At 63.6% G+C, this 24455-nt stretch carries 26 protein-coding genes and 1 pseudogene; 14 read left to right on the top strand and 13 right to left on the bottom strand.

What is annotated here, in order from left to right; all coding sequences use genetic code 11:
- Nucleotides 1-83 precede the first annotated feature (83 nt).
- Complete coding sequence (locus tag ACQ7C1_RS02715; RefSeq protein WP_430957208.1) at nucleotides 84-482, bottom strand: VOC family protein; 399 nt, start codon at nucleotides 480-482, stop codon at nucleotides 84-86.
- A gap of 89 nt (nucleotides 483-571) precedes the next feature.
- On the opposite strand from ACQ7C1_RS02715, the gene ACQ7C1_RS02710 reads away from it, so the two are divergent.
- The 4 genes from ACQ7C1_RS02710 to ACQ7C1_RS02695 all read left to right on the top strand — a co-directional run bounded on the left by ACQ7C1_RS02710 (nucleotide 572) and on the right by ACQ7C1_RS02695 (nucleotide 3722).
- Entirely contained in the window at nucleotides 572-1279 is a 708-nt protein-coding gene (locus tag ACQ7C1_RS02710; protein WP_430957207.1) for a helix-turn-helix transcriptional regulator, read from the top strand.
- A gap of 206 nt (nucleotides 1280-1485) precedes the next feature.
- The gene (locus tag ACQ7C1_RS02705) at nucleotides 1486-1932 is read left to right on the top strand and encodes an NUDIX hydrolase (protein WP_430957206.1); all 447 of its coding nucleotides are present in this window, start codon (nucleotides 1486-1488) and stop codon (nucleotides 1930-1932) included.
- Entirely contained in the window at nucleotides 1929-2927 is a 999-nt protein-coding gene (locus ACQ7C1_RS02700) for an extracellular catalytic domain type 1 short-chain-length polyhydroxyalkanoate depolymerase (RefSeq protein ID WP_430957204.1), read from the top strand. Before ACQ7C1_RS02705 ends, ACQ7C1_RS02700 begins: the two co-directional genes overlap by 4 nt.
- 114 nt (nucleotides 2928-3041) lie before the next feature.
- Nucleotides 3042-3722 (top strand): redoxin domain-containing protein, encoded by a 681-nt coding sequence (locus ACQ7C1_RS02695; protein ID WP_430957203.1) that lies wholly within the window; start codon nucleotides 3042-3044, stop codon nucleotides 3720-3722.
- Between the two features lie 795 nt (nucleotides 3723-4517).
- Here the strand turns inward: ACQ7C1_RS02695 and ACQ7C1_RS02690 are convergent.
- Nucleotides 4518-5426 (bottom strand): DUF1499 domain-containing protein, encoded by a 909-nt coding sequence (locus ACQ7C1_RS02690; protein WP_430957202.1) that lies wholly within the window; start codon nucleotides 5424-5426, stop codon nucleotides 4518-4520.
- 322 nt (nucleotides 5427-5748) lie between these two features.
- On the opposite strand from ACQ7C1_RS02690, the gene ACQ7C1_RS02685 reads away from it, so the two are divergent.
- The gene (locus ACQ7C1_RS02685) at nucleotides 5749-6135 is read left to right on the top strand and encodes a hypothetical protein (protein ID WP_085777257.1); all 387 of its coding nucleotides are present in this window, start codon (nucleotides 5749-5751) and stop codon (nucleotides 6133-6135) included.
- 15 nt (nucleotides 6136-6150) lie between these two features.
- Here the strand turns inward: ACQ7C1_RS02685 and ACQ7C1_RS02680 are convergent, their stop codons facing one another.
- Complete coding sequence (locus ACQ7C1_RS02680; protein WP_097597612.1) at nucleotides 6151-6396, bottom strand: hypothetical protein; 246 nt, start codon at nucleotides 6394-6396, stop codon at nucleotides 6151-6153.
- Nucleotides 6397-6501: 105 nt separating this feature from the next.
- Here ACQ7C1_RS02680 and ACQ7C1_RS02675 point away from each other — a divergent pair, with 105 nt between their 5' ends.
- Both ACQ7C1_RS02675 and ACQ7C1_RS02670 read left to right on the top strand, forming a co-directional pair.
- Nucleotides 6502-6699 (top strand): hypothetical protein, encoded by a 198-nt coding sequence (locus tag ACQ7C1_RS02675; protein WP_085777255.1) that lies wholly within the window; start codon nucleotides 6502-6504, stop codon nucleotides 6697-6699.
- A gap of 212 nt (nucleotides 6700-6911) precedes the next feature.
- Nucleotides 6912-7184, top strand: a complete 273-nt coding sequence (locus ACQ7C1_RS02670) for a hypothetical protein (protein ID WP_430957201.1) — start codon at nucleotides 6912-6914, stop codon at nucleotides 7182-7184.
- Nucleotides 7185-7203: 19 nt separating this feature from the next.
- Here the strand turns inward: ACQ7C1_RS02670 and ppdK are convergent, their stop codons facing one another.
- Nucleotides 7204-9870 carry a pyruvate, phosphate dikinase gene (ppdK, locus tag ACQ7C1_RS02665; protein ID WP_430957200.1) on the bottom strand — a complete coding sequence of 889 codons (2667 nt, stop codon included), beginning with the start codon at nucleotides 9868-9870 and terminating at the stop codon, nucleotides 7204-7206.
- A gap of 894 nt (nucleotides 9871-10764) precedes the next feature.
- Here ppdK and ACQ7C1_RS02660 point away from each other — a divergent pair.
- Nucleotides 10765-11418 (top strand): glutathione S-transferase family protein, encoded by a 654-nt coding sequence (locus ACQ7C1_RS02660; protein WP_430957199.1) that lies wholly within the window; start codon nucleotides 10765-10767, stop codon nucleotides 11416-11418.
- Between the two features lie 255 nt (nucleotides 11419-11673).
- On the opposite strand, the gene ACQ7C1_RS02655 is transcribed toward ACQ7C1_RS02660, so the two are convergent.
- From ACQ7C1_RS02655 to ACQ7C1_RS02640, 4 genes are all read right to left on the bottom strand, one after another.
- Nucleotides 11674-15135 (bottom strand): chromosome segregation SMC family protein, encoded by a 3462-nt coding sequence (locus ACQ7C1_RS02655; RefSeq protein ID WP_430957198.1) that lies wholly within the window; start codon nucleotides 15133-15135, stop codon nucleotides 11674-11676.
- 321 nt (nucleotides 15136-15456) lie between these two features.
- Complete coding sequence (locus tag ACQ7C1_RS02650) at nucleotides 15457-16227, bottom strand: DsbA family protein (RefSeq protein ID WP_430957197.1); 771 nt, start codon at nucleotides 16225-16227, stop codon at nucleotides 15457-15459.
- 401 nt (nucleotides 16228-16628) lie between these two features.
- Complete coding sequence (locus ACQ7C1_RS02645) at nucleotides 16629-16796, bottom strand: type II toxin-antitoxin system ParD family antitoxin (protein WP_430957196.1); 168 nt, start codon at nucleotides 16794-16796, stop codon at nucleotides 16629-16631.
- On the bottom strand, nucleotides 16797-17288 hold the full coding sequence (locus tag ACQ7C1_RS02640; RefSeq protein ID WP_430957195.1) for a DUF721 domain-containing protein: 492 nt from the start codon (nucleotides 17286-17288) through the stop codon (nucleotides 16797-16799).
- 96 nt (nucleotides 17289-17384) lie between these two features.
- On the opposite strand from ACQ7C1_RS02640, the gene mutY reads away from it, so the two are divergent.
- From mutY to ACQ7C1_RS02625, 3 genes are read left to right on the top strand one after another with little or no spacing between them, the layout of a single operon-like run.
- A complete protein-coding gene (gene mutY / locus ACQ7C1_RS02635; protein ID WP_430957194.1) occupies nucleotides 17385-18476 on the top strand; it encodes an A/G-specific adenine glycosylase in 1092 nt (363 codons plus the stop codon).
- Nucleotides 18477-18478: 2 nt separating this feature from the next.
- A complete protein-coding gene (locus tag ACQ7C1_RS02630; protein WP_430957193.1) occupies nucleotides 18479-19093 on the top strand; it encodes an HAD family hydrolase in 615 nt (204 codons plus the stop codon).
- A gap of 5 nt (nucleotides 19094-19098) precedes the next feature.
- Complete coding sequence (locus tag ACQ7C1_RS02625) at nucleotides 19099-19464, top strand: nuclear transport factor 2 family protein (protein ID WP_430957192.1); 366 nt, start codon at nucleotides 19099-19101, stop codon at nucleotides 19462-19464.
- A gap of 118 nt (nucleotides 19465-19582) precedes the next feature.
- On the opposite strand, the gene ACQ7C1_RS02620 is transcribed toward ACQ7C1_RS02625, so the two are convergent.
- The 3 genes from ACQ7C1_RS02620 to ACQ7C1_RS02610 form a co-directional block, all read right to left on the bottom strand.
- Nucleotides 19583-20713, bottom strand: coding sequence for a site-specific DNA-methyltransferase (locus tag ACQ7C1_RS02620; protein ID WP_183705291.1), 1131 nt, complete (start codon nucleotides 20711-20713; stop codon nucleotides 19583-19585).
- 122 nt (nucleotides 20714-20835) lie between these two features.
- Nucleotides 20836-21186 carry an antibiotic biosynthesis monooxygenase family protein gene (locus ACQ7C1_RS02615; protein WP_430957191.1) on the bottom strand — a complete coding sequence of 117 codons (351 nt, stop codon included), beginning with the start codon at nucleotides 21184-21186 and terminating at the stop codon, nucleotides 20836-20838.
- Nucleotides 21183-21512, bottom strand: a complete 330-nt coding sequence (locus tag ACQ7C1_RS02610) for an NIPSNAP family protein (protein ID WP_430957190.1) — start codon at nucleotides 21510-21512, stop codon at nucleotides 21183-21185. The genes ACQ7C1_RS02615 and ACQ7C1_RS02610 overlap by 4 nt, the downstream gene beginning before the upstream one ends.
- A 68-nt stretch (nucleotides 21513-21580) precedes the next feature.
- Between ACQ7C1_RS02610 and ACQ7C1_RS02605 the strand changes: the two genes are divergently transcribed.
- Nucleotides 21581-22264, top strand: a complete 684-nt coding sequence (locus ACQ7C1_RS02605; RefSeq protein ID WP_430957189.1) for an ArsR/SmtB family transcription factor — start codon at nucleotides 21581-21583, stop codon at nucleotides 22262-22264.
- 53 nt (nucleotides 22265-22317) lie between these two features.
- On the opposite strand, the pseudogene ACQ7C1_RS02600 reads toward ACQ7C1_RS02605, so the two are convergent.
- A pseudogene (locus tag ACQ7C1_RS02600) lies at nucleotides 22318-22734 on the bottom strand (hypothetical protein).
- Between the two features lie 264 nt (nucleotides 22735-22998).
- On the bottom strand, nucleotides 22999-23220 hold the full coding sequence (locus tag ACQ7C1_RS02595) for a hypothetical protein (protein ID WP_430957188.1): 222 nt from the start codon (nucleotides 23218-23220) through the stop codon (nucleotides 22999-23001).
- Nucleotides 23221-23474: 254 nt separating this feature from the next.
- Here ACQ7C1_RS02595 and ACQ7C1_RS02590 point away from each other — a divergent pair, with 254 nt between their 5' ends.
- Nucleotides 23475-24047 carry a hypothetical protein gene (locus tag ACQ7C1_RS02590; RefSeq protein WP_085777238.1) on the top strand — a complete coding sequence of 191 codons (573 nt, stop codon included), beginning with the start codon at nucleotides 23475-23477 and terminating at the stop codon, nucleotides 24045-24047.
- A gap of 54 nt (nucleotides 24048-24101) precedes the next feature.
- Nucleotides 24102-24446: a hypothetical protein gene (locus tag ACQ7C1_RS02585; protein WP_085777237.1), complete on the top strand. Its 345-nt coding sequence runs from the start codon at nucleotides 24102-24104 to the stop codon at nucleotides 24444-24446.
- Nucleotides 24447-24455 lie beyond the last annotated feature (9 nt).

Below are 24455 nucleotides of genomic sequence, written 5' to 3'. Positions count from 1 at the left end.
GCGCGCGGGGAGAAGGTGGCGGCAGCCGGATGAGGGGCACGCGGCGTTTTCCGTGCGTGGAATGCGGTTTCGCAGGCGGCCGATCAACGGCCGGCGAAACGCTGTCTGGCGGCCTCGGTGACAGGCGTATATAGGGCGACGCAAGTCCCCTCGGGATCGGCAAACTGCGCTGTCCGATTGCCCCAGGGCAGATCCTTGGGCGGGTGCACCACCGTGACCCGATCCTTGAGCCGGGCGAATTCCGCATCGACATCAGAAACCATGAATTCGAGAATGGCCGTCCGGTTGGCGCCCGGCTCGGCGCTGCCCTCGCTGAACAAGGCCACGGTTTCGGCGCTGCCGATGGCGAGGGTCGCGCCTGGTGTGACGATCTCGGTGAAGACGGGCGCAAGCCATTCGGCGCGGCAGCCCGTCACACGTTCATAAAAGGCCACCATGCTGTTGATATCAGCGGCGATCAGGCGGGTGGATGCGAATTTCATGATGTTTTCCCTGGCTGCGCGACAATCTCTTGGCTTGCCTTTGTCACACAGCCGTGCTGACAGCGTTGTGGCAGCAGGAGTCAGCAGGCATGCGAAAAGCGGAGCGGCTTTTTCAGATCATCCAGATTCTTCGCCGGTCGAGCCGGCCGGTGACCTCGTCGGCGCTCGCGGAGGAACTGGAGGTCGCCAGGCGGACCGTCTATCGCGACATCGCGCATCTGATTGCCCAGCGTGTGCCGATCGAAGGCGAAGCGGGGTTCGGCTACGTGCTCGATCCGCGCTACGACATGCCGCCGCTGATGCTGACGCCCGAGGAGATCGAGGCGGTCGTGCTCGGCGTGCAGATGGTGGCAAGGCTGAATGATGCGGCGATGCGCACTGCCGCCGGCGATGTCATGGCCAAGATCACGTCGGTCATGCCGCCGGACCTGCTTCCCTATATTGCCGAGCCGGCGGTCGGCATCAGACCGGAGGATATCGGCGGCGATGCGATGGTCGACACGCGGCCGCTGAGGTCGGCGATCAGGGAAGGCCGCAAACTTGAACTCGATTATCGCGCGGCGGATGGGACGGTCAGCAGCCGCATCGTCTGGCCCGTGCTGCTCGGCTATGCCGAGGCGCACAGCCTTCTGATTGCCTGGTGCCAATCGAAACAGGCCTTCCGCCACTTCCGCACCGAACGGATCCTCAAGGTCGAGATTTTGGCCGAATCCATCGGCATGTCCAGGAGCCGGCTGCGGCAGCAATGGCAGCAGTGGCGCGATGCCGAAATGCGCAAGCCGGGTGGGCTGCCGTAACTGCTTCCGGTCGGCGAGCGACGTCACAGCCCTGTCGGATTCTCGCAAAAGATCGGAACCAATGACTGCATTGCGGCTTCTTGTGACGGTTGATCTCGGACGACAACTTGAACTCCGGCTGCCAGAAGAAACAACTCAATGCAGAGCAGACTGTCACGGTTCGATGCTACAGCTCTGATGAAAGACAGGAAAAATCGAAAACAGCCATGCTCCACGGTGACGATCAATCCAACTCGACAATCGGATCCGACGTTCCGCAGGCGGGTGCGATCTGCTATCGAAGGAACGGAAGCGGGCAGCTTCGCATCCTTCTCGTAGGAAGTCGTCGGCATGGACGATGGGGCGTTCCGAAAGGCAATCTCGACCCCGGCGAGACGACATCGGCAGCAGCGAGGCTCGAATCCTTCGAGGAAGCGGGCGTCGTTGGCGACGTGGAGGCGACAGCCTTCGGTTCATTCAGCTACCACAAAGACAGCTCGCCGCATCACTACCATGTCACCGTTCACCTGCTGCACGTCGTCGAGGCGCAAGCTGATTTCCCGGAGAAGGGCATGCGCAAACAGAAATGGTTTCCTTTGAAAGTCGCGATCCGAGATGCGGCACAGCCCGGCTTGAAGGCTCTGCTTTCCAGGCTTGAAGGCGCGGCCCTTTGAAGCCCGGCTTCACCAAATCGCTGTCGAAATTGTTGAAGACGCGACGGCGAGCCGTACGTCTGCTGGAGAAGACATGGCGTCCGCTTCGCCATAAGCCATCCAGGCAGGAGCGACCGAGGCTCCAGACGACCTCCGCATTTGGCAGCAACCCCGGAAGGCTTGTGATGAAGACCTTCGTGCCCGCCGATCTGCCAGGCAAGCCGGCCCTTGTGGTGGTGCTTCATGGATGCCGGCAGACGCCGGAAAGCCTGGACGCCGCCAGCGGCTTCTCGAGACTGGCGAGGGAGAGAGGCTTCGTGGTGCTTTACCCGCAGCAGACCCACGCCAACAATGCTCAGAAATGCTTCAACTGGTTCCGTCCGAGCGAGGTCGCTCGCGATCGCGGCGAAGTGCTTTCCATCAAGCAGATGATCGACCATGCCCTCAAACGACACCGAGCCGATCGCACGCGCGTTTACATTGTCGGCCTTTCTGCCGGCGGAGCGATGACAGGTTCATTGGTCGCCAACTATCCCGATATGTTTGCAGGCGCCGCTATCGTCGCCGGAATGCCGGTTGGCGCCGTGCGCGATGCAATGTCAGCGCTCCATGCGATGAAGTCCGGCGCGGCACTGCCCGCGGATGGCTGGGGCGCAAGGATTGCCGAAATCTCCCCTCGCCAACGGTCCTGGCCGCCGATCAGCATCTGGCAGGGGACTGCGGATCGCACGGTCAACCCGGCAAATGCGAGGGCTTGCGTCGATCAATGGCTTGAAGCGAACGCTGTCGATCGAAGCAGAGTCCGTGTCGAGAAGAAGCCCTGGGGCGAGTTGTCCTCTTGGAACGTCGCAGGCGCCCGCCCAGTATCGCTCTATTCGATCCATGGCATGGGGCACGGTCTTCCCGTCAAGAGTCGAAAGCCGGCCCCCTCAGGAGCGACAGACCCATTCGTGTTGGCAGCGGAGATCTCGGCTCCGATCGAACTGATGCGTCTGTGGCGTCTGCCGAGGCGGTAAGCATGCCTGGCCACTCCAGCCGATCTCAACACCGGGCGCTGGGTCTTCTTGCAACGAGTGCTATATTCAATTCCGGTCGTTTCACCTGAGACGATCCGGGAAAGGAATTCTTCCATGGGAGACCAGAAGCGCCCGCTGCAACCCGGAAACACCGCGCCCGCGTTTGAACTCGCCACGGCCAATTTCGAAGGAACGGTTTCCTTGGCCGACTTGAGCGGTCGCGCGTTCCTGATCGGCTTCTTTCGCGGGCTGCACTGCCCTTTCTGCCGACGCCAGCTCGAACAGCTTGCCGGCATAGCGCCCATCCTCAGCGCCGCCGGGGTGAAGACCGTTGCCGTTATCAACACGCCGGTGGAACGCGCTCGCCTGTATGTCCGCCACCGCCCGACGCCGGTGACGCTCTTATGCGATCCCGACTGCCACACGCATCGCGCCTACGGCGTGCCGCATGCCGAGTTCCTGCCCGATGGCAGCAGCGCGCAGCCCGAATGGCCTTATCGCGCGACGATGGCGCAGTTCCAGGCGGCGCGCATCAACCCCACGGGCGAGTTCCCGGAACCGCTCCAGCCGATGGAAGCCAACACGGTTCTCAACTCCAAGGATCGCTTCGAGCTTGACGAAGCCGATCATGCGATCTTCGCGAAACACGCCACCCAGCTCGTCGGGCACTTCCTGGTCGATCAAAACGGCACCATTGCCTGGGCACAAATCGAGGCGCTGGATGGACCCAGCAGCCTTTGCATTTTCCCAACGGTAGCGGAGATCATCGCCGCAGTGGGTGAGCTTGGACGCTAGGTTGCAGGGGCGTAGCCGGATGATTTGGCGGATCAGGGCGTTCGCTCCCACCTCTGCGCCCTCACCTGTGCTCGTCACAGGAATGTGGGAGGCCTGCTCGGGCAGTCTCGCAGGTCTTCGGCATGCCGTGTGGCACCCCCCTCTGCCCTGCCGGGCATCTCCCCCACAAGGAGGGAGATCACAAGGGGCAGGACCTTCCGGCCCCTTTATCGTTTCGCCGAGCTGCAAGGCCAGTTGTTTGGGGAAGCCGGCAAGTCCAGCCAATCTCCCCACCTGTGGGGAGATGCCTGGCAGGGCAGAGGGGGGTGCCGCACGGCACACCCTCCCCGTTATTCCTTCTGGACGGTTGACGAAGTAAAAATCAGGGCGTTTAGGTGGCGATCTCTCGGAAGTGTCGAGTTTGCGGCGCCGTAGGGGGTCGCGTCTGCCGCGCCCTATCCCGGCCCTTCGCTTGCGCTCAGGACCTTCCGGCCCCTTTATCGTTTCGCCGAGCTGCAAGGCCAGTTGTTTGGGGAAGCCGGCAAGTCCAGCCAATCTCCCCACCTGTGGGGGAGATGCCCGGCAGGGCAGAGGGGGGTGCCGCACGGCACACCCTCCCCGTTATTCCTTCTGGACGTTTGACGAAGTAAAAATCAGGGCGTTTAGGTGGCGATCTCTCAGAAGTGTCGAGTTTGCGGCGCCGTAGGGGGTCGCGTCTGCCGGACCCTCTCCCGGCCCTTCGCTTTGGGCTCAGGGCGTTCGCCGCTGCAATCGATTCACTGGATCGATTGCTGCCGCCTCTGGCGGCACCGCGGCTCACCCACCCGCAATCCCCAGAAGTTCGGCGTCGAGCGCCTTCAGATAATCGCCGGCGATTTCGGCGCTGAGGCCAAGGTCGTGCTGGCCGTAGCGGGAGGCGACGCGGATGTCGACGAAGGTGGTTTCGGCCTCTTCGCGCAGGCGGATCATCATATCGAAGCGCAGGCCGAGGATCAGCGTGCGGGTGGTGGCCTGCAGCGTCACGCCGTTGGCGCCGCGGATCAGCTTGGCGACATCGTCGTCATAGGGGCGCGGCGTCGGCACCGGGATGATGCCGGGCGCATCGGTCACGGCGTCGTCGCCGGGGGCGGGCTTTGCCGGCCGGTCCTCGAGATCGCGGTCCGGCTCTGATGTGCCGGTGCTCCTGACGATCGTAAAGCCGCTCTGTTTGGCAACCTTGCGCACCGCTTCCAGCACGCGGTCGAGCGCGCCCTCATAACGCCGGCCGGTGAGTTCGGGATAGGCCTCCATCTGCTTCTCGCGATCTTCAGGCGTCACCACCGGATTGCGCTTCAGCCAGATCTGGTCGGATTTCGGCGGCGATAGCCAGTCCGGTGCCGAGACCGGATCCGTGGAGACATCGTAGATCGCAGGCAGGCTGATGTAGCGCTCGGCGGCCACAGCGCCAATACCAAGCGGAAAGGCGGCATAGATCAGCGCCGCCAGCGCGGCGAGCCCACCCTCGGCGCCGGTCATCCAGAGGCTGCGCAAGCCGAGCGCGGCCAGCATCGTAGCGAGCAGCGCGCAACCGGCGGCAAAGATCAAAAGCAGCACCAGATACGGCGTGGCGAGCCCGCCGAAGCGGTGGGCGATCAGCACGGCGAGCGCCAGAACCAGCGAAAACGCCCCAAGCAGCCGCGAAAAGCGGGCGGCGCTGGAAACGGGGCGGTCGTAGCGGATGGCCATCAAACTTACCGGTTGCTCGTCAGCGCCGCGCCAAGAACCACGCAAATCGCCATAGACCTGTTTAGAGCATGATGCCGAAAAGTGTGAAGCGGTTTTCGGACGACATCATGCTCTATTTCTTTGATTTAGATTTTAGGCCGGCCCGGCCTGAAATCATCCGGATCTGGTGCAAGATTCGGCTGAATTGAAACTGTTGTCGCAAGCATATCCGCCGGAATCCACGGCGAAGGCGGAATGGCTATCCGTAAGCCCTTGCTGATATGCCAAAAAAAGGCCATTCTGCCGCGGTTTCATCTCCAGGGTCACGGACAGGAGAGACGGGATGATTTCACCCGAGATAGCAGCAAGGCCGCAGGCGTCTGCGCTTGGCGCGATCGATCACACCGAGCCGTCGCTGCCGATGGAGCTCGTCGAGCTCGAACTGTCGCTCGAAGGTTATGCCGGCGGTGACGCCGGCTTCTGCGAGGCGGTGCGCCAGGCAGCCGGCCGTTCCGGCGGCGAACTGCTGTTCGACCTGCCGGCCGCCGGCCTGATCGAGGATTGCCGGCGCATCGCCGTCTTGCGCATTCCCGATGGCGAGAACATGCGCGTCGTGCTGGCGCTGCTTGACCACAACGGCACCGAGATCCGCATGCAGGCGCCCGACGAGGAGACCGCCCATCTCGTGCGTTTCGCCGATGCCTTCATCGAGGTGTTGGAGCGGATCTGAGCGCGATCGAGATTTCTAGCGCCGCTCGGCCGCGGCTTCCGCCAGGCTGCGGAAGGGAAACTTGCGCCCGCATTCGCATTTGATCATGAAGCTTTCCTGGTGGTTGGAAGCCCGCTGCACGCCGAAGCCGCGCGGCAGGTGATCGACCGTGAAATCCGGATGCTTGCGCTTGGGATCGTCGATCTCCGAGGCCTCGGCAAAACCCGCATTGCCGCATTGCGGGCAGTTCAGTTTCTTCGAGAATCGATCGCGGATGGCCATGCTCGTTTCCAGTGTTTTCCGGCCTACTCATACAGAGGAATCGCCGGCGGCGAAAGTGGAACCATCTGCCTGGGCTGCCGTTCCTTTTTTCAAAAGGAGGCGATCATGCCGAACAGAGACCCGATACCGACACCGACGACTGACACACCGCGCGGCCCGACGCCGACGCCGGGCGTCCCGGACCGCACCCAGGAAAAACCGCCGCTGACCCCGGCCCAAGACCCAGGCGACACCAAGAACCCGCAAGACCCGCCGCTCGACCCGGCGCTCTTGCCGATCGGGGATCCGGCCGGGGCGGCGTGAAGATGCTGCCGTGATTTGCCCCTCACCCTAACCCTCTCCCCGTAAACGGGGCGAGGGGACGTGCCCCGCGAAAGGTTGATGGGAGCCGAGACAGTGCGGCATATCCCCTTCTCCCCGCGCGCGCGGGGAGAAGGTGCCGGCAGGCGGATGAGGGGCAGCTTGACGGCCTCGCCCGAATGGCATTTCCTCAGGGAAAAGCAAGGACCACCCCGATGCGCCTCCCCCTTCTCCTCACCCTCCTCGCCACGCTCGGCCTTTCCGCCTGCCAGACGATGACGCCGGAGGAGCGGCGGGCGGCGGATGAGCAGCGATGCCTGAGCTATGGTTTCCGCCGCGGCACCGATGGATTTGCCACCTGCCTGCAGCGCATCGATCTCGACCGGCGGGCCGAATCGCGGGCTGCGAGTGCCGAGCTGATGCACAGCATGGCCTGGGATCTGAATGGGCCCTATGTCTACCGGGATCACTGGCGCTATCACCACTGACGGCAGGCCTCGCCCGGTTTTACCGGTTTTCCGAAATGACCGCCTGTGCCGCCGCCAATCTGGCGATCGGCACGCGAAACGGCGAGCAGGAGACGTAGTCGAGACCGATCGTTTCGCAGAAGCGGATCGAAGCCGGGTCGCCGCCATGTTCGCCGCAAATGCCGAGCTTCATGTCGTTGCGGGTGCGCCGGCCGCGTTCGGCAGCAATGCTGATCAATTCCCCTACCCCGTCGAAATCGAGCGAGATGAAGGGATCGTGCTCGATGATGCCCTTACGCTGATAGGTGGGGATGAAGGCGGAGGCATCGTCGCGCGAGATGCCGAAAGTGGTCTGCGTCAGGTCGTTAGTGCCGAAGGAGAAGAACTCGGCCGCCTCGGCGATCACATGCGCGCGCAGCGCCGCGCGCGGCAGTTCGATCATCGTGCCGACGAGATAATCGATCTTCATGCCGGCTTCGGCCATGACATTGCCGGCGATGGCGTCGATGCAGGCTTTGACGTAATCGAGCTCGGAACGGAGGCCGACGAGCGGCACCATGATTTCAGGCACGACGGCCGCCCCGGTCTCCTGGGCTGCGGCGACGGCCGCCTCGAAGATGGCGCGGGCCTGCATCTCGACGATCTCCGGATAGGAGATCGCCAGCCGGCAGCCGCGATGGCCGAGCATCGGGTTGAACTCGTGCAGCGCATCGACGCGCTGGCGCAGGACAAGCGGCTCCATGCCCATGGCAAAGGCAACCTCGGCCACCTCGTCGTCGGTCTTCGGCAGGAATTCGTGCAGCGGCGGATCGAGCAGGCGGATCGTCACCGGCAGGCCGTGCATGACAGTGAAGAGGCCGGTGAAATCGGAGCGCTGCATCGGCAGGAGCTTGTCGAGCGCCAGCCGCCTGCCCTTCTCATCCTCGGCAAGGATCATCTCGCGCATGACATGGATGCGCTCGCCCTCGAAGAACATGTGTTCGGTGCGGCAAAGGCCGATGCCTTCGGCGCCGAAGGAGCGGGCGGCGCGCGCATCGGCCGGCGTATCGGCATTGGTGCGCACCGTCATCCGCCTCGCCCGGTCGGCCCAGCCCATGATGCGGCCGAAATCGCCCGACAGCTCCGGCTGGATCATCGGCACCTCGCCCTTCAGCACCTGGCCGGCCGAGCCGTCGATGGTGATGATGTCGCCCTTCTTCAGGGTGACGCCGATGCCGAGCAGCCGTTCGTTGCGTTGATCGATGCGCATGGTGCCGGCGCCGACGACGCAGGGAATGCCCATGCCGCGGGCGACGACCGCCGCATGGCTGGTCATGCCGCCGCGCGTCGTCAGAATGCCTTCGGCGGCATGCATGCCGTGAATATCCTCCGGGCTGGTCTCGACCCTAAGCAGAATGACCTTGCGGCCCTCGGCTTCCGCCTCCACCGCCTCTTCCGCGGTGAAGACGATGGCGCCGGTCGCGGCCCCCGGTGAGGCCGGCAGGCCGGTGCCGATCACCTGGCGGTTGACGCGCGGATCGATCGTCGGATGCAGGAGTTGATCGAGGCTCGACGGTTCGATGCGCAGCACCGCCTCCTCCTCGGTAATCACTTTCTCATCGACCATGTCGACGGCGATCTTCATCGCCGCCCGGGTCGACCGCTTGCCCGCGCGGGTCTGCAGCATCCACAGCTTGCCGCGCTCGATGGTGAATTCGATATCCTGCATATCGCGGTAATGCATCTCGAGCTCGCCGCAGATGCGGGTGAGCTCGCGGAAGGCCTCCGGCATCAGCTTTTCCATCGAGGGCTTGTCGGAGCCGGAGGAAAGCCGCCCCTCCTCGGTGATGCTGTGCGGCGTGCGGATGCCGGCGACGACATCCTCCCCTTGCGCATTGACGAGGAATTCGCCGTAAAGCGCCTTCTCGCCGGTCGAGGGGTTGCGGGTGAAGGCGACGCCGGTGGCCGAGCTATTGCCGAGATTGCCGAAGACCATGGCCTGGATATTGACCGCCGTGCCCCAGCCTTCGGGAATATTGTGCAGCTGGCGATAGGTGACGGCGCGCGCGCTCATCCAGCTGGAAAAGACCGCGCCAACCGCGCCCCAGAGCTGGACTTCCGGATTCTGCGGGAATTCCCGATCGAGCTCCTCCTCGATCAGCCTCTTGTAGAGCGAGACGATATGCTGCCATTCGGTGGCGCTGAGCTCGGTATCGAGTTCGTGGCCGAGCTTGGCCTTCTCGTCTTCGAGAATCTCCTCGAAGGCGTCGTTGCCGAGGCCCATGACGACGTCGGCATACATCTGGATGAAGCGGCGGTAGCTGTCCCAGGCAAAACGCGCATCGCCGGCATCGTGGCCGAGCGCCTGCACCGTCTCGTCGTTGAGGCCGAGGTTCAGCACCGTGTCCATCATGCCGGGCATGGAGACGCGAGCGCCGGAGCGCACGGAGAGCAGCAGCGGCTGGCTGGTGGATCCGAAATGGCGGCCGGTGATGGCCTCGATCGCAGCTATGCCGGCGCGCACCTCGGACTTCAGCCGGTCGTCGATATGGCCGCCATTCGTGTAATAAGTGTTGCAGGCGCTGCTGACGATCGTCAGCCCCGGCGGGACGGGAAGACCGAGAGCGCACATTTCAGCGAGGTTGGCGCCTTTGCCGCCGAGAATCTCATGGTCGCGCGCGCCACCCTCAGCCTGTCCGTCGCCGAACCTATAGACCCACTTGGTCATCTTCCCCCCAACACCACAAAAGGATCAGCGTGATCCCTCAGTTTGCTGACATGTCTTGCTCCCTCGCCGTCATCCTCGGCCTTGTGCCGAGGATCTGCTCCATATCGACTGGCTGCAGATGCTCGGGACAGGCCCGAGCATGACGAAGGAGAAGTTTAACAAACACCGCCAGCGTCTGGGAAATCAGCTTAATGCCTTGGAGTTGAAATGAAAATCGACAAATGCGGCGAAAATGCTGCGTCGCACAATATTTTCACAGTCACTGGCGGCCGAAAGCCATGTAACCCCGCCTGAAGAAGGCATAAAAAAAGCTTTGCGGGACTGCAACAATGTCCCGCAAAGCCTTGTTTCCGTCCGGCCAGGAAAACCGGACGGGGGGTCCCTCAACCCAGGGCGATTCATGGACCCGCCCTGATCTTTGTTTTCCGCAACTCCTCAAGAGACGCTTCGCATTTCCGGGGATTGCTCAAACAGCTTCCAGGTCCTTGCCCTCTACCTGAAAAGCGCATCGCAAATTCGACAAATCCGCAACTTTGACCGCCCCGCTCTTCAGCAAAGTCATCAGGTTGCGTTGAAACAACTTCTAATGCAAGTCAGAGAAAAGAGCATCACCCAAATGGGGTAGGAACCGCAAGACAGCCGACCTTTTTTGGTGTTTATCGCCGAATGCGGGAAAACTGCGCGCGATTTGTGCGAATTCCGTTTCGAGCGCGAGTCCCGACCGACCGGTGAGCAATCGCCTCGTCGTCGAAACGACCCTCTCGAAATGCGGCGAGGCAGATCCTGCACCGATTGCAGACAGCCGTTCCCGCAAAAGCTGACGCCCGACGGCGGTGAATGTCGGAACCCCGTTTGGCCGCACGTCTTCAATGCAGACAAGCCATGGAGAAAACGATGACGATCACCATTACCGCCTTTGAACGTTCGCCCGATCGGGGCCGTGGGCTGGCGCGCGACATGCGGGTTCGCTGGGCGCTCGAGGAAGCGGGCCAGCCGTATGATGTCCGCCTCGTCTCATTCGAGACGATGAAGCAGCCGGCGCACCTGGCGCGTCAGCCTTTCGGGCAGATCCCGACCTATGAGGAAGGCGATCTCACTTTGTTCGAATCCGGCGCGATCGTCCTTCATATCGCCGAGCGTCATGGGGGCCTGTTGCCGCAAGACGTCAATGGACGGGCGCGGGCGATTGCCTGGATGTTTGCTGCGCTCAATACGGTGGAGACGCCGATCTTCGAGCACAGCCTCGCCAGGATTCTCGAGCGCGACGAACCCTGGTATGAGAAGCGCCTGCGTTCCCTGGAGGGCAGCATCCGCAAACGGCTGAACAGCCTTTCGGCCCATCTCGGCGACGCCGACTGGCTCGATGGCGCATTCAACGCCGGCGATTTGCTGATGGCGTCGGTGCTGCTGCGGCTGAAGTCATCCAATATCCTCGACGATTATCCCAGCCTCGCCGCCTATGTCGCCCGCGCTGAGGCGCGACCCGCCTATCAGCGCGCCTTCGCCGCGCAGCTCGCGGTTTTTCAGGCCGCATCGGCGGCGGACTGATCAGGGATCGTGGCGGGTCGGTGAACGGCGAAGGCGTCCCACGGCAGAGAAATAGAAGTCCGCGTGTTTGGCCATGGATCCCAGGGTCAAGCCTGGTCAAGCCCTGGGATGACGGAGAGTGTGGTTGGCGTTCTCACCACGCACCGGCGACGCAGCTTGCGGCTCTGCGCCGGCCGTAGCTTCATGGCGCCCCGCACCAACTCTCATTGGTGATCCGAGGGCTTGACCCTGGGAGCACAGCCTCCTCGCAAGACCTCAGGCAATCTCGCGCAGGCGTTCGGCTGTCTGCAGGTCGACGGAGACGAGGGTGGAGACGCCCTGTTCGGCCATGGTGACGCCGAAGAGGCGGTTCATGCGGGCCATGGTGATGGGATTATGGGTGATGATGACGAAGCGGGTCTCGGTCGAAGCCGCCATTTCGTCCATCAGGTTGCAGTAGCGCTCGACATTGTGGTCGTCGAGCGGCGCGTCCACCTCGTCGAGCACGCAGATCGGCGCCGGGTTGGTGAGGAAGACGGCGAAGATCAGCGCCATTGCCGTCAGCGCCTGCTCGCCGCCTGAGAGCAGCGTCATCGTCTGCGGTTTCTTGCCGGGCGGGCGGGCCAGGATTTCGAGGCCGGCCTCCAGCGGATCGTCGGATTCGATCAGCTGCAGCTCAGCGGTGCCGCCGCCGAAAAGATGGGTGAACAGCCGCTGGAACTGGCCGTTGACGACGTCGAAGGCGGCGACCAGGCGCTCGCGGCCCTCGCGGTTCAGGCTCTGGATGGCGCCGCGCAGCTTGCGGATCGCGTCGATGACGTCGTCGCGCTCCTTGATCAGCGCTTCGAGCTTCTCGCTCAGCTCCTTCTGCTCCTCGTCGGCGCGCAGGTTGACGGCGCCGAGCCGTTCGCGCTCCATCTTCAGCCGCTCCAGCTCGCGCTCGACCTCGCGCGGATCAGGCAGCGCCTGCATCGGCTGCAGGCCGGCGAGCCGCAGCGCCTCATGCGGCGGCACGTTCAGCGCTTCGCGGATGCGGCTTTCGCTTTCGTGCCGTCTCTCGCGGGCCGAAACCAGGCGCTCCTCGGCGCGGCCGCGGCGTTCGCGGTATTCGGCAAGCTCGGAAAGAGCGGTCGCCGCCCTGTGGTCGGCCTCGCGCTGGATGCGTTCGGCTTCGGCGAGCAGATCGCCCGCCTGACGGCGCGCCTCCTCGGCCTTCTGCAATTCGCTCAGCAGAGCACGGCGCTTGTCGTCGAATTCGTCAGGCGCCATTTCGAGATCGGCCGCCTCTTCGCGCGCCTCTTCCTCGCGCTCGCGCAGTGTCGCGACATGATCCTCGCCGCTTGCCGCCCGCTGGTGCCAGGTCTCGCGTTCCTGGCCGATCGCCATGATGCGGCGCTGGCGGGCCTCGTTTTCCCTGGCAAGGCTTTCATGACGGGCGCGGGCCTCGGCGAGCGTGCCGCGGTCGGTCGCCACCTCCGCCTGCTGGAAGCGCAGCCGCTCGTCGATCTCGGTCAGGTCAGGCGCGTCCTCCAGCTCGATGCGGGCATTTTCTTCCTGGACGCCGATCTCTTCCAACTGCGCGCCCAGCTGGCTGGCGGCCTCGCTGACGACATCGCGGCGGCGGATGAGATCGCCGGAAGCCCGCTCGGCCGCAGCCAGCGCCTCGCGCGCTTCGGCCAGATGACGCGCCGACAGCCGGCTCATGTCGCGGGCCTCGGCCAGCCGCCGCTCATCGAGGCGGATCGCTTCGGCCGCCGCTGCCTGCCGCTCTTCGGCCTCGGCAAGCACATCACGGGCGATCGCCGCTTCGCTTTCGAGTTCGGCCAGGCGGTTCTTCTGGGCAAGGCGCAGCGCGGCAGCGCTCGGAGCATCGGCGCCGGTGACATGGCCGTCCCAGCGGTAGACGGCGCCCTCCTTCGTCACCAGCCGCTGGCCGGGCTTCAGCGCCGCCATCAGCGACCGCGCCTCCGCTTCCGCGACCAGGCCGATCTGGCGCAGGCGGCGGGTGAGAGCTGATGGCGCGTTGATATGGGCGATGAGCGGCACGACGCCTTCGGGAAGCGCGGGATCGGCGGCGCCATCCCCGTTCTCCGACCAATGGGCCGGCGCCTCGGCATCGAGCGGCGATTCCAGATCGTCGCCGAGGGCGGCCCCCAGCGCCGTCTCGAAGCCGCGATCGACCTTCAGCTCGTCGGCAACCGGCGAAAATTTGCCGGCGGCCGCACCGGAGGCGAGCATGCGGGAAATGGTGCGGGCCTCGGTCTCCAGCGCATTCAGGCCGGCGCGGGCCTGATCGACCGGGGCGCGCGACAATGCCTCGGTCTGGCGGGCTGATGCCAGCGCCTGTTCGACCGTCTGGACGGCGGCTTCGGCGTCGGCAAGCGCGATTTCGCCGGCCTCGACGATCGCGCGTTTTTCATCCGGATCGGGCAGGCCTGATATCTTCTCGCCGATCGCCGACAATTCCGCATTTGCTTCGTCCATCTGGCGCTCGAGGCGCATGCGGCGGTCGGCCAGATCGCGAATCGCGCGCTCCAGCTGGTTGCGGCCGGCGGCGGCTTCCGCCCGCTCGGCCGTCAGCTGCGTGAAGGTCCGTTCGCTGTCGGCAAGTTTTTCCGCCGCCGCTTCGAAGGCTTTGCGGGTCTCCTCGGCAAAACGGCCGGAATCGGCCAGGATTTCCGATATCTCGGCCTCTTCGGCGTCGAGCTTGGCGAGAATGACGGCATTATCGGCCACCAGCCGCTCCTCGCGGCGGATATCCTCGGCAAGCTGGGCGAGACGGCGGGTCAGTTCGTCGCGGCGGCGCAGGATGCGGCCGGCATCCTCCTCCAGCTGGCTCCTGGCGATCTGCAGGCGCTGCAGGGCGGCGGCGGCGCGCGCCTCGCCGTCGCGCAGTTCCGGCAGCTTCAGGCTGGCGATGCCCTGCTGCTTGGCGGCCTCCATTTGAATCTGCGCCTTTTCGGCGACGATTAATGTTGCCTGATTGAGGGCGCTGTCGGCCTCGGCCTCAGCCTCCTTGGCCTGCACCCAGCGGATATGCAGGAGCATCGCCTCGCGGGCGCGGATATCGGCCGACAGCGTCTTGAAGCGATTGGCCTGGCGGGCCTGGCGCTTCAGGCTCTCGATCTGGCTTTCGAGCTGCGAGGTGACGTCGTCGAGGCGCTCGAGATTGGTTTCGGCGGCGCGCAGCCGCAGCTCGGCCTCATGGCGGCGCGAATGCAGGCCCGAAATGCCGGCCGCCTCTTCGAGCAGCTGGCGGCGGGCCTGCGGCTTGGCCTGGATCAGCTCGCCGATGCGGCCCTGGCCGACCATCGAGGGCGAGCGCGCGCCGGTGGAAGCGTCGGCAAACAGCAGCTGCACGTCCTTGGCGCGGCTTTCCTTACCGTTGATGCGATAGAGCGAGCCCTGCTCGCGCTCGATGCGGCGGGTGACCTGGATCTCGTCGCTGTCGTTGAAGGCGGCAGGCGCGGTGCGCTCGCCATTATCGAGATAGAGCGCCACCTCAGCCGTATTGCGAGCCGGGCGGTTTCCCGAGCCGGAAAAGATCACGTCGTCCATGCCGGAGGCGCGCATGTTCTTGTAGGAATTCTCGCCCATTACCCAGCGCAGCGCCTCGACCAGGTTGGACTTGCCGCAGCCGTTCGGCCCGACCACGCCGGTCAGTCCCCGCTCGATAATGAATTCCGTCGGCTCGACGAAGGATTTGAAGCCGACCAGGCGCAGCTTGTTGAACTTCATGCAGCCGCTCCGGGGCGCTCTGCGGGCGTGCAGCCCCCCTCTGCCCTGCCGGGCATCTCCCCCACAAGGGGGGAGATCGGCAAGTGGCTAGGGCTCCGCCAAACAACTGAGTGCCCATGCAGCGCAGCCGTAAAAGCGACGGTCATGAAGGAAGAGACAGCGCGCCCAGCCGATCTCCCCCCTTGTGGGGGTCCGAAGGACGGGCCGAGACCCGTGGCTCGACCCCGGGTCCGGCAGGACAGAGGGGGGTATCCCCCACGCAGCCACAAAAAAACGGGCGCGCGGCTTTCGCCGTCGCCCGTTGTGGTCGAACGATCCGGTTCAGATGAGGCTGTCGATAAGCTTCGACATGGTGTCAACCGGCATGTCTCCAGAATAGCGCTTGCCATTGATGAGGAAGGTTGGCGTGGCGTTGACGCCGAAATCCTTCGATCCCCTTTCCCGCGTGGCGTTCACTTCATCCAGAAGCTTCTGGTTCGTCAAGCATTTCGTGAAGCTATCCTCAGTAAATCCGGCAAGCTTCGACATCTGCAGCAGTGCGGCGCGGCCGTCATCGGCGGCGGCCCAGACCTGCTGCTGCTTGAACAGCATCGAAACCATCGGGAAATACTGTTCCGGCGTGCTCAACTGCTCCGGATTGGAGGAACTGCAGCGGGCGAGCATGAAGGCGGCCGCCGCACGCGGATCGAAGGGAAATTCGCGGATGATGAACTGCACCTTGCCGGTGTCGACGTATTTCTGCTTGATGGCGTCGAAGGTGGTGTTGTGGAAATGGGCGCAGTGCGGGCAGGTCATCGACATATATTCGACGATCTTGACGGGCGCGTCGGCCTTGCCAAGCGCCATTTCCGGCAGCGCGCCGGGTTTCAGCACCTCGGCCATATCGACATCGCCGTCGGACTGCGGCATGTCCCCTGCCGAAGTGGCCGCCGTCTGCATGGTATCGACATTGGTGCCGTCGGCCATGGTCTTGCCGGAAGACGATGCATCGGCAGCGTCCTTGCTGTCGTTGCAGGCGACAAGCACGGCGGCAGCTGCGGCGATGGCAATACCGCTGAGCAGGCGGCGTTTCGTCAGTTGCATTTCGGACATCTGCATGGGTTCCCCATAACTAATGAGATTGACGGCGTGACTGTGCGATATAACGGCTTGCGGCCGCCCACAAGGCACGGTTCGCCAACTTCCTTCAAAGAATTGTGACCGCGGGAAGACGACTAGACCAAAAATTGCAGGATTGGAGGTTTTGCTTTTCACCACGATGGATTCGGACGCTCATAGTCATCAGCCACGACTTTGCGGTTCTTGTCGACAGCTGCCCCTCACCCTAACCCTCTCCCCGTGAACGGGTAGAGGGGACGAGCCTAACGGAAGGTCGAGATAGAGGAGGCCGGCGCGGCATATCCCTTCGCCCCGTTTACGGGGAGAAGGTGGCGGCAGCCGGATGAGGGGCTGGTGCCCGCAATCTCCTGAGACTAAAGTGACGGAGCGCGAGCTTAACCGCCACTTTTGTCGGCCTTCATCCGTTCGGCATGCCGGCGTTCGAGCCGCTCGAAGACGACATCGGCATCAATATCCGAACCCGGATCCTCGATCGCCTCGTGGATTTTTCGACGCATGATTTCATACGTCTCATCTTTTTTTCGATCGAACACGCGCCGCATTTATCGTCCCCTCCTCCCCATCACCGCCGTGCCCAGTCGCTCAATCGCCTGGCGCAGCTTGTCTCCCTCTATCCCCTCCATCATGCCTTTGAGCTTGCGGGCGGCTTCGCCCTTCAGCGACGGCGGGGTGCGGGAGCGGCGGACGGCTTGCGACACCGGCTTCTGGACGATGCGGATCTGGTGGATGGCGGCGAAGCCGAAGAAGCTGTTGATGCGCTGGATGAGTTCGCCCTGGGCATGAGTGAGGAAAAGAGCGCGCGCGCCTTCGCAGGCGATGGTCAGCACGCCGGGGCGGAAGCTGCCGTCATCGCCGCCGCCGCGGGCCCAGGCGATTTTTTCCGGGCGGGTGCAATCGGCGAAATCCTCGCCGGCGATCTCGCTCCAGGAGCCAAGCAGCGCCGTGTTGATGCCGGCGCGGCGCGCCAGGACCGGATCGATCAGCCCGTTCGCCAGCTCGGAAATCTGTTTCACATCTTTGCGTGGATAACTCATCGAAACCCTTGGACGGCGCCACGAAGTGGCACGGCCGACTTGATCGCGCGCCATTGCTTCGCCAAGTATAAGGCCTTCCCCCCATCGCGGCAAATCATGACGACCACGACACTCGATACGCTCTCGGCAAAGCCCCTCCTCGACTGGTACGACCGCCATCACCGCGATCTGCCCTGGCGCGTTTCGCCCGGCATGGCGGCGCGCGGCGTCCGCGCCGATCCCTACCGGGTGTGGCTGTCCGAAGTGATGCTGCAGCAGACCACGGTGCAGGCGGTCAAACCCTATTTCGAGAAGTTTCTCCGGCGCTGGCCTGACGTCACCGATCTCGCCGCGGCCGACAACGACGAGGTGATGGCCGCCTGGGCGGGCCTCGGCTATTACGCGCGCGCCCGCAATCTGAAGAAATGCGCCGAAGCGGTGGCGAGGGAACATGGCGGCGTCTTTCCGGACACCGAGGAGGGTTTGAAGTTGCTGCCAGGGATCGGCGATTATACGGCGGCGGCGGTCGCGGCCATTGCCTTCAACCGGCGGGCTGCGGTCATGGACGGCAATATCGAGCGAGTGATCTCCAGGCTTTATGCCATCGAAGCGCCGCTTCCCGGCGCCAAGCCGCTGATGAAGGAGAAGGTGGCGCTGCTGACGCCGCCGGGCCGGCCGGGCGATTTCGCCCAGGCGATGATGGATCTCGGAGCGACGATCTGCACGCCGAAGCGGCCGGCCTGTTCACTCTGTCCGTTCCGAGACGCCTGCCAGGCGCTGAAATTGTCCGATCCCGAGCTCTTTCCGGTCAAGGCGGCGAAGAAGGAAAAGCCGGTGCGCCATGGCGCGGCCTTTATCGCGGTGACCAGAGAGGGCGAAATCCTGCTCCGGCGGCGCGGTGAAAGCGGCCTGCTCGGCGGCATGACCGAGGTGCCGACGACAGCCTGGACGGCGCGGCTCGACGGCGAAACCTCGGCGGCGGCCGCTCCTTTCGCCGCCGGATGGCAGGCCAGCGGCACTGTTACCCATGTCTTCACCCATTTCGAGCTCAGGCTTGCAATCTGGCGGGCGGCGATTGCCCAAAAGCCTGACATGGATGACGGATGGTGGGAACCCGTTACAAATCTTGAAGCGCAGGCCTTGCCGACCGTCATGAAAAAAGCGATCGCAGCGGCTATTCCTCTCGCATTCAAAACATCCAGGGCATAAACATGACCACTGAAATAAAGCATATCGTTTTCGACATCGGCAAAGTCCTCATTCATTACGATCCCAATCTACCCTTCGCCCGCCTCATTCCCGACGAGGCCGAGCGCAACTGGTTCTTCGCCAATATCTGCACCCATGACTGGAACGTCGAGCAGGACCGCGGCCGCACCTGGGCGGAGGCCGAAGCGCTGCTGATCGAAGCGCATCCGACGCGCGAGGAGCATATCCGCGCCTTCCGCAAATACTGGCATGAGATGGTGCCGCACGCCTATGAGGAGAGCGTCGCGATCATGGAGGGACTGATCGAGGAGGGCCGTGACGTGACGATGCTCACCAACTTCGCCTCCGACACGTTTCGCGAGGCGCAGCAGCGTTTCCCCTTTCTGACGAAACCGCGCGGCGTCACCGTTTCCGGCGATGTCGGCCTGATCAAGCCTGACATCGCGATATACGAGACGCATACGAAGAGCTTCGGCCTCGATCCCGCCGCGACGATCTTCATCGACGACGCACCGGCCAATGTCGAAGGTGCGAAGGCTTTCGGCTGGAATGCGGTGCTGTTTTCGGGCACGGATAAACTGCGCAGCGATCTCGCCGCCCATGGCGTGAAGGTCTGAGACCCATGGCCTTCGACCCGGCAGAAGAAATCGAACGCTTCCACGCCGCCATCAACGCGCTGGATTTTCCCACAATCGAGGACTATTTCGCCGAGGACGCGACCTATGTCTCGAACGGCGTCGGCAGCCTTGCCGGACGGCCCGAGATCATGGCCGCCTTCCGGCGCTATTTCGACGATTACCCCGATCAGACGGCCGAGAATTCGCTGGTGGAAAACCTGACGCCCCTCTCCGGCCGCGCCGTCTGGTCGCTCCGCGCCACCCACAGCCAGACCGGCAAGCCGCTGCTGCGCGAGGGCGAGGAGACGATCACCTTCAATGAAGACGGCCGCATCACCCGCGTCGAGGTCACCGACTACAAGGCCTTTTGACGAGGCAATCCGGACGCTGAAATAGAAGACGCCCGAGGTCGGAACCCCGGGCGCCTTGGTCTTCTTCCGCAACTGGAGGAAACCGGAAGAAGGTATTTCGATCCCGCGAAGGCGCTGCTCAATCCACCTTTGCCAGATCACTGCGGATGACGGACCTCAAATCGTCGATCGGGCGCAGGGACTGCCCGTCTTCGAAATGCCAGAAGGTCCATCCGTTGCATGCATCGAGCCCTTGCACCTTGGCGCCGAGACGATGAATGGAGCCGGCCTCGCCGCCGGAGGCAACGGTGCCGTCGGCGCGCACGATGGCGCTGTAGCGGCGCTTCGCGTCGGTCAGCACCTGGCCGGGCTTGATCAGGCCGCTTTCGACAAGCACGTTGAAGGCAACGCGCACTTCGGCCTTCTTGCCGGTCATGACGGTCAGTTCCGCCTTCCCGAGCGGCTCGACGGCGGCAATGCGGGCCGAAGCCGCATCGATATAATCCTGCTCCCGCTCGATGCCGACGAAGTGGCGGCCAAGGCGCTTGGCGACGGCACCCGTCGTTCCCGAACCGAAGAAGGGGTCGAGCACGATATCGCCTGGCTTCGTCGAGGCCATGATGACGCGGGCCAGCAGCGCTTCCGGCTTTTGCGTCGGATGCACCTTCTTGCCATCCTCGCCCTTCAGCCTCTCATTGCCATTGCAGATCGGGAAGAGCCAGTCCGAGCGCATCTGCACGTCGTCATTGGCCGCCTTCATCGCATCGTAATTGAAGGTGTAACCCTTGGCCTTGGCATTGGGGCTCGCCCAGATCATCGTCTCATGGGCGTTCTGGAAACGGCGGCCCTTGAAATTCGGCATCGGATTGGTCTTGCGCCAGATGATGTCGTTCAGGATCCAGAAATTCAGATCCTGCAGCGTGGCGCCGACGCGGAAGATATTGTGATAGGAGCCGATCACCCAGATCGAACCTGTCGGCTTCAGCACCCGGCGGCAGGCGAGCAGCCAGGCGCGGGTGAAGGCGTCATAGGCTTCGAAGGAGGCGAACTGATCCCATTCGTCGTCGACCGCATCGACCAGCGACTGGTCGGGACGGTGCAGCGTTCCGCCGAGCTGAAGATTATACGGAGGGTCGGCGAAGATCACATCGACGGAGTGGTTGGGCAAGGCTTCAAGGGCGCTCACGCAGTCGCCCTTGATGATCGTGTCAACCCAGGAGTCCGCCTTGACGGAAGCCTTGAGGTCGGCAAGCGGAAAAACTGACGCCATTCTGATACTCGCTCATACGCTTTACGCTTAACTCTCCGTTATGGTTACCCAACTTAGTTACCAAAGCCTGAAGCGATGACCGAATTCCGGAATTTATTGTGGCGGCGACACCCCTTCCCTCATCAAGCAGCATCGTGAACCCTGCGGCTGTCAGCCGGCGCCTCGTCGCGTTCGAACATGCCGTAATCACGCACGACACTGGCGATCCGCAGGCGGTAATCGGCCAAGACGCCGCCGCGGCCGGCCTGCTGGGCGGCCCGGTGGGCCTCGCGATTGCGCCATTCCTTGACCGCCGCCTCATCACGGAAGAAGGAGAGCGACAGCAGCTTGCCGCGATTGGTGAGGCTTTCGAACCGTTCGATCGAGATGAAGCCGTCGATGGTTTCGAGCTCGGCGCGCAGCTCGCCGGCGAGGTCGAGATATTTGTGGCGTTCGCCCATATAGGGCACGACTTCGAAGATGACGGCGATCATGGCAGCACCAGCTTGGCGTGGGGAGCGGAGACGTTTTTCAGGAAGATGCGGTCCTCCTTGAGGATGAAGCGTTCGCGTCTGGCAAATTCGTAATTCTCGCGGCCGAGTGGGTCGGCGGCCAGCCTGGCGCGATAGGCTTCGTAGGCGGCGAGGCTTTCGATGTTGTAGACGCCGTAGGCCGTCGTCGCCGAGCCCTCATGCGGGGCGAAATAGCCGATCAGATCGGCGCCGTTGCGAGGAATTGCCTGGCCCCAATTCTCGGCATATTCGGCAAAGGCTTCCTTCCTGAAGGGGTCGATCTCATAACGGATAAAGCAGGTGATCATCGGGTTCTCCTTTGTGCTTCCCGTTTTCGCACATTGCCGGACGGCGATGCTTCGGTTACGATCGAAGTATGAAGGAAGGTCCTGATATTGCGCAGATCGGCGCGTTGATCGGCGATCCGGCGCGGGCCAATATGCTGGCGGCTCTGACCGGCGGCCGGGCGCTGACGGCGACCGAGCTTGCCGGCGTCGGCGGCATCACCGTGCAGACGGCAAGCACCCATCTCGCCAAGCTCGAAGCCGGCGGCCTGATCGCCCAGCGCAAGCAGGGGCGCCACCGCTATTTCACGCTGGCCGACGAGGCTGTCGCCCGGCTGATCGAAAGCATGATGGGCTTTGCCGCCGGCCGCGGGCATCTGCGCCACCGGCCCGGTCCGAAGGAGCCGGCGCTGCGCAAGGCGCGCATCTGCTATGATCATCTGGCCGGCGATTACGGCGTGCGCATGCTCGACAGTCTGATCGCCTCCGGCGCGATCGAGGCGGTCGGCGAAGGGCTGGCGCTGACCGAAAAGGGCGAAAGCGATCTCGCCCGCATCGGCATCGACGTCGGCAATCTCCGATCCTCGCGCCGCCCGCTTTGCCGCTCCTGCCTCGACTGGAGCGAAAGGCGCGCCCATCTGGCCGGCAGTCTCGGCAAGGCCCTGCTTGCAAGTTTCCTCGACAGGGGCTGGGCGCGGCGAACGACGGAAAGCCGCTCGATCCTCTTTACCCCGGAAGGCGACCGGCAATTTCTATTGCTTTTTCCGGCTGGATAGACTGGCCGCAGATCTGCAAAAACCTGCCGCGAAGTTGCGGAAACGGCGCGCCATTATGCACTTGCCGTCTTTTCACCTTCCTGCCGTACGTGCGCCCGCAGCGCCGCCAGCGTCAGCGCCAACGCCGCGTGATCGCTCTCGGCTTCACCCAGGACGCTTTGGCCTTCCGCCGTTTCACGCAGTTGAGCACCGTAAAGCGGGTCATCCGGCGTATGTCGGGCGCGGGCGAGGTGCCAGATCGCATCCGGCCGAATTTCCCGGCATATCGATGGCGTGATTCACGTCATGGCTGAACGGCCGCGCCATCAGGAAGCCGTGCTCAGACCTGATGCTGCTCGGCAGGTAGTCGCGAGGGCCGTCGAAATCCTTCGGCTCGGCCGGCCGGAACTGTTTCAGCATAAAGGCGCAGGTGATGAAGGCATCGATCCGGCCGTCCTTTCCAGGGTTTCGATGATATCCTCGATCGTCATACAGTCTTCCTCTTCGTCCACTTTCGGGCATGCCGCGTCCCTCCCACGGCGGCGGTGGTTTCATCTACCCGGAGCGAGTGCACGAAAAGTCCAAAGGTAGCCCTGGCAATGTAGCTGGTTGCCGATCAACCGAATTTCATCGATTTCCCACTCGCCTCGCTTGAGCAGCTGCCCCTGCGCGCCCGCTCCGGTCGAGCCACGCTCGCATTCGGCACGAGTGCGGGCTCCATCCGGCGTCCTTTGCCGGCGCGCGAAGCCATCAAGCTAGCAGCCTTTCTTCCGCATCTTCTTTTCGATCTTTGCCTTCCTTTCAGGCCCGTCGCCGGCATGTTTTCCGCCGGTCAAACCATGATCCATCATCGCCTGCAGCTGCGCACAGCTCTTGTGATTGTGGTGCTTGCCGCCCTTGGCGGTGGCATTGGCGGACGTGAATGCAAATAGCAGCGCTGCGGCCGCCGCTGATTGAAAAAGAGCTGACAGCCTCATGGTCCCTCTCCTCTTGTCGCCCATAGTAGGATCAAGCCCTTGGACCGGCAACGCTGCTCGTGTCGCGCCGCTGCAGAACAGCATTGCTAATTTCTTCGCCGCCAGCCGATCGCGATCGGGATCAGACCAAAGTCGGGGTTTTATCCGACCGAGGGCTTAAGAGAGGAACAGTGAGGTTTAACCGAAGTTTGCCATGGAGCTATCCATCCACTCCGGATGCGAAAGCGCTTCAAGAACAAACGGAGGAATATCCTATGATGAAGGTAACACATCTGGCATTGGCAGCGGCCCTTCTGGCCGGCACGGCGGCGTCCGGCTACGCCCAATCGTCAAGCACGGTCGGAACCGGCGGTTCGTCGGCAGGCGGCGGAACTGCGAGCAGCACCGTCGGTACTGGTGGCAGCTCTGCCGGGGGCACCTGCCCGGCCGGCACGACCAACTGCAATTCCGGCTCGTCCTCGACCCTCGGCACTGGCGGCTCGTCGGCTGGCGGCGGCACATCAAGCAGTTCCGTCGGCACCGGCGGTAGCGCTGCTGGTTCGGGGTCCGGCTCGGGCTCTGCTTCGACGCTCGGCACCGGCGGTTCATCGGCCGGCGGCGGCACGTCCAGCAGCAGCGTGGGAACCGGCGGTAGCGCCGCAGGTTCGGGCGATGCCAATTCCGCTTCGAGTGTCGGAACCGGCGCATCGTCGGCGGATGGAGACAAGACCGGCAGTACTGTCGGCACCGGCAGCAGTGCCGCAGGCTCTTCGCACGACAACAAAGGCAAGAAAGGCTGCGCACCGGGCCAGGTCAAGAAGGACGCCGCCGGCACTAAAGGTTGCTGACGATGTCGGCCGGCGCCTTGATGGCGCCGGCCAAAACCTTTGGAGATGAAAGCAATGACCAGATTTCCGACAATCGCATTGACGGCATCGCTCGTGGCGATCGGCGGGCAGGCCATGGCCGAGGAGATCAAGCTCGACGACGGAACGACGTGCACCGTCGTCCAGTCCCAGGCAGGCGACATGTCCACCACCGTCACCGCCGGCAACGGGCACGTGTCCTCGTCGACCACGACGGGGAGCGGTTCGGCCGGCTCCACCTCGTCATCGGCCTCCGCCGGATCCTCGTCGAGTTCGGGAAGCGTCGACAGCTATTCGACCGCCAGCGTTACCCGGCCCGATGGCACCGTCATCACCAAACGTTCCGATGGAACCTGTTCGGTGACGAAACCGAAAAAATAGGAGATGGCA

The sequence above is a fragment of the Rhizobium sp. Nf11,1 genome (assembly GCF_050587665.1).
GTDB lineage: Bacteria > Pseudomonadota > Alphaproteobacteria > Rhizobiales > Rhizobiaceae > Rhizobium.
The sequence above is the reverse complement of the archived record's forward strand: the minus strand, read 5'-3'. Positions and strand labels throughout refer to the sequence as shown.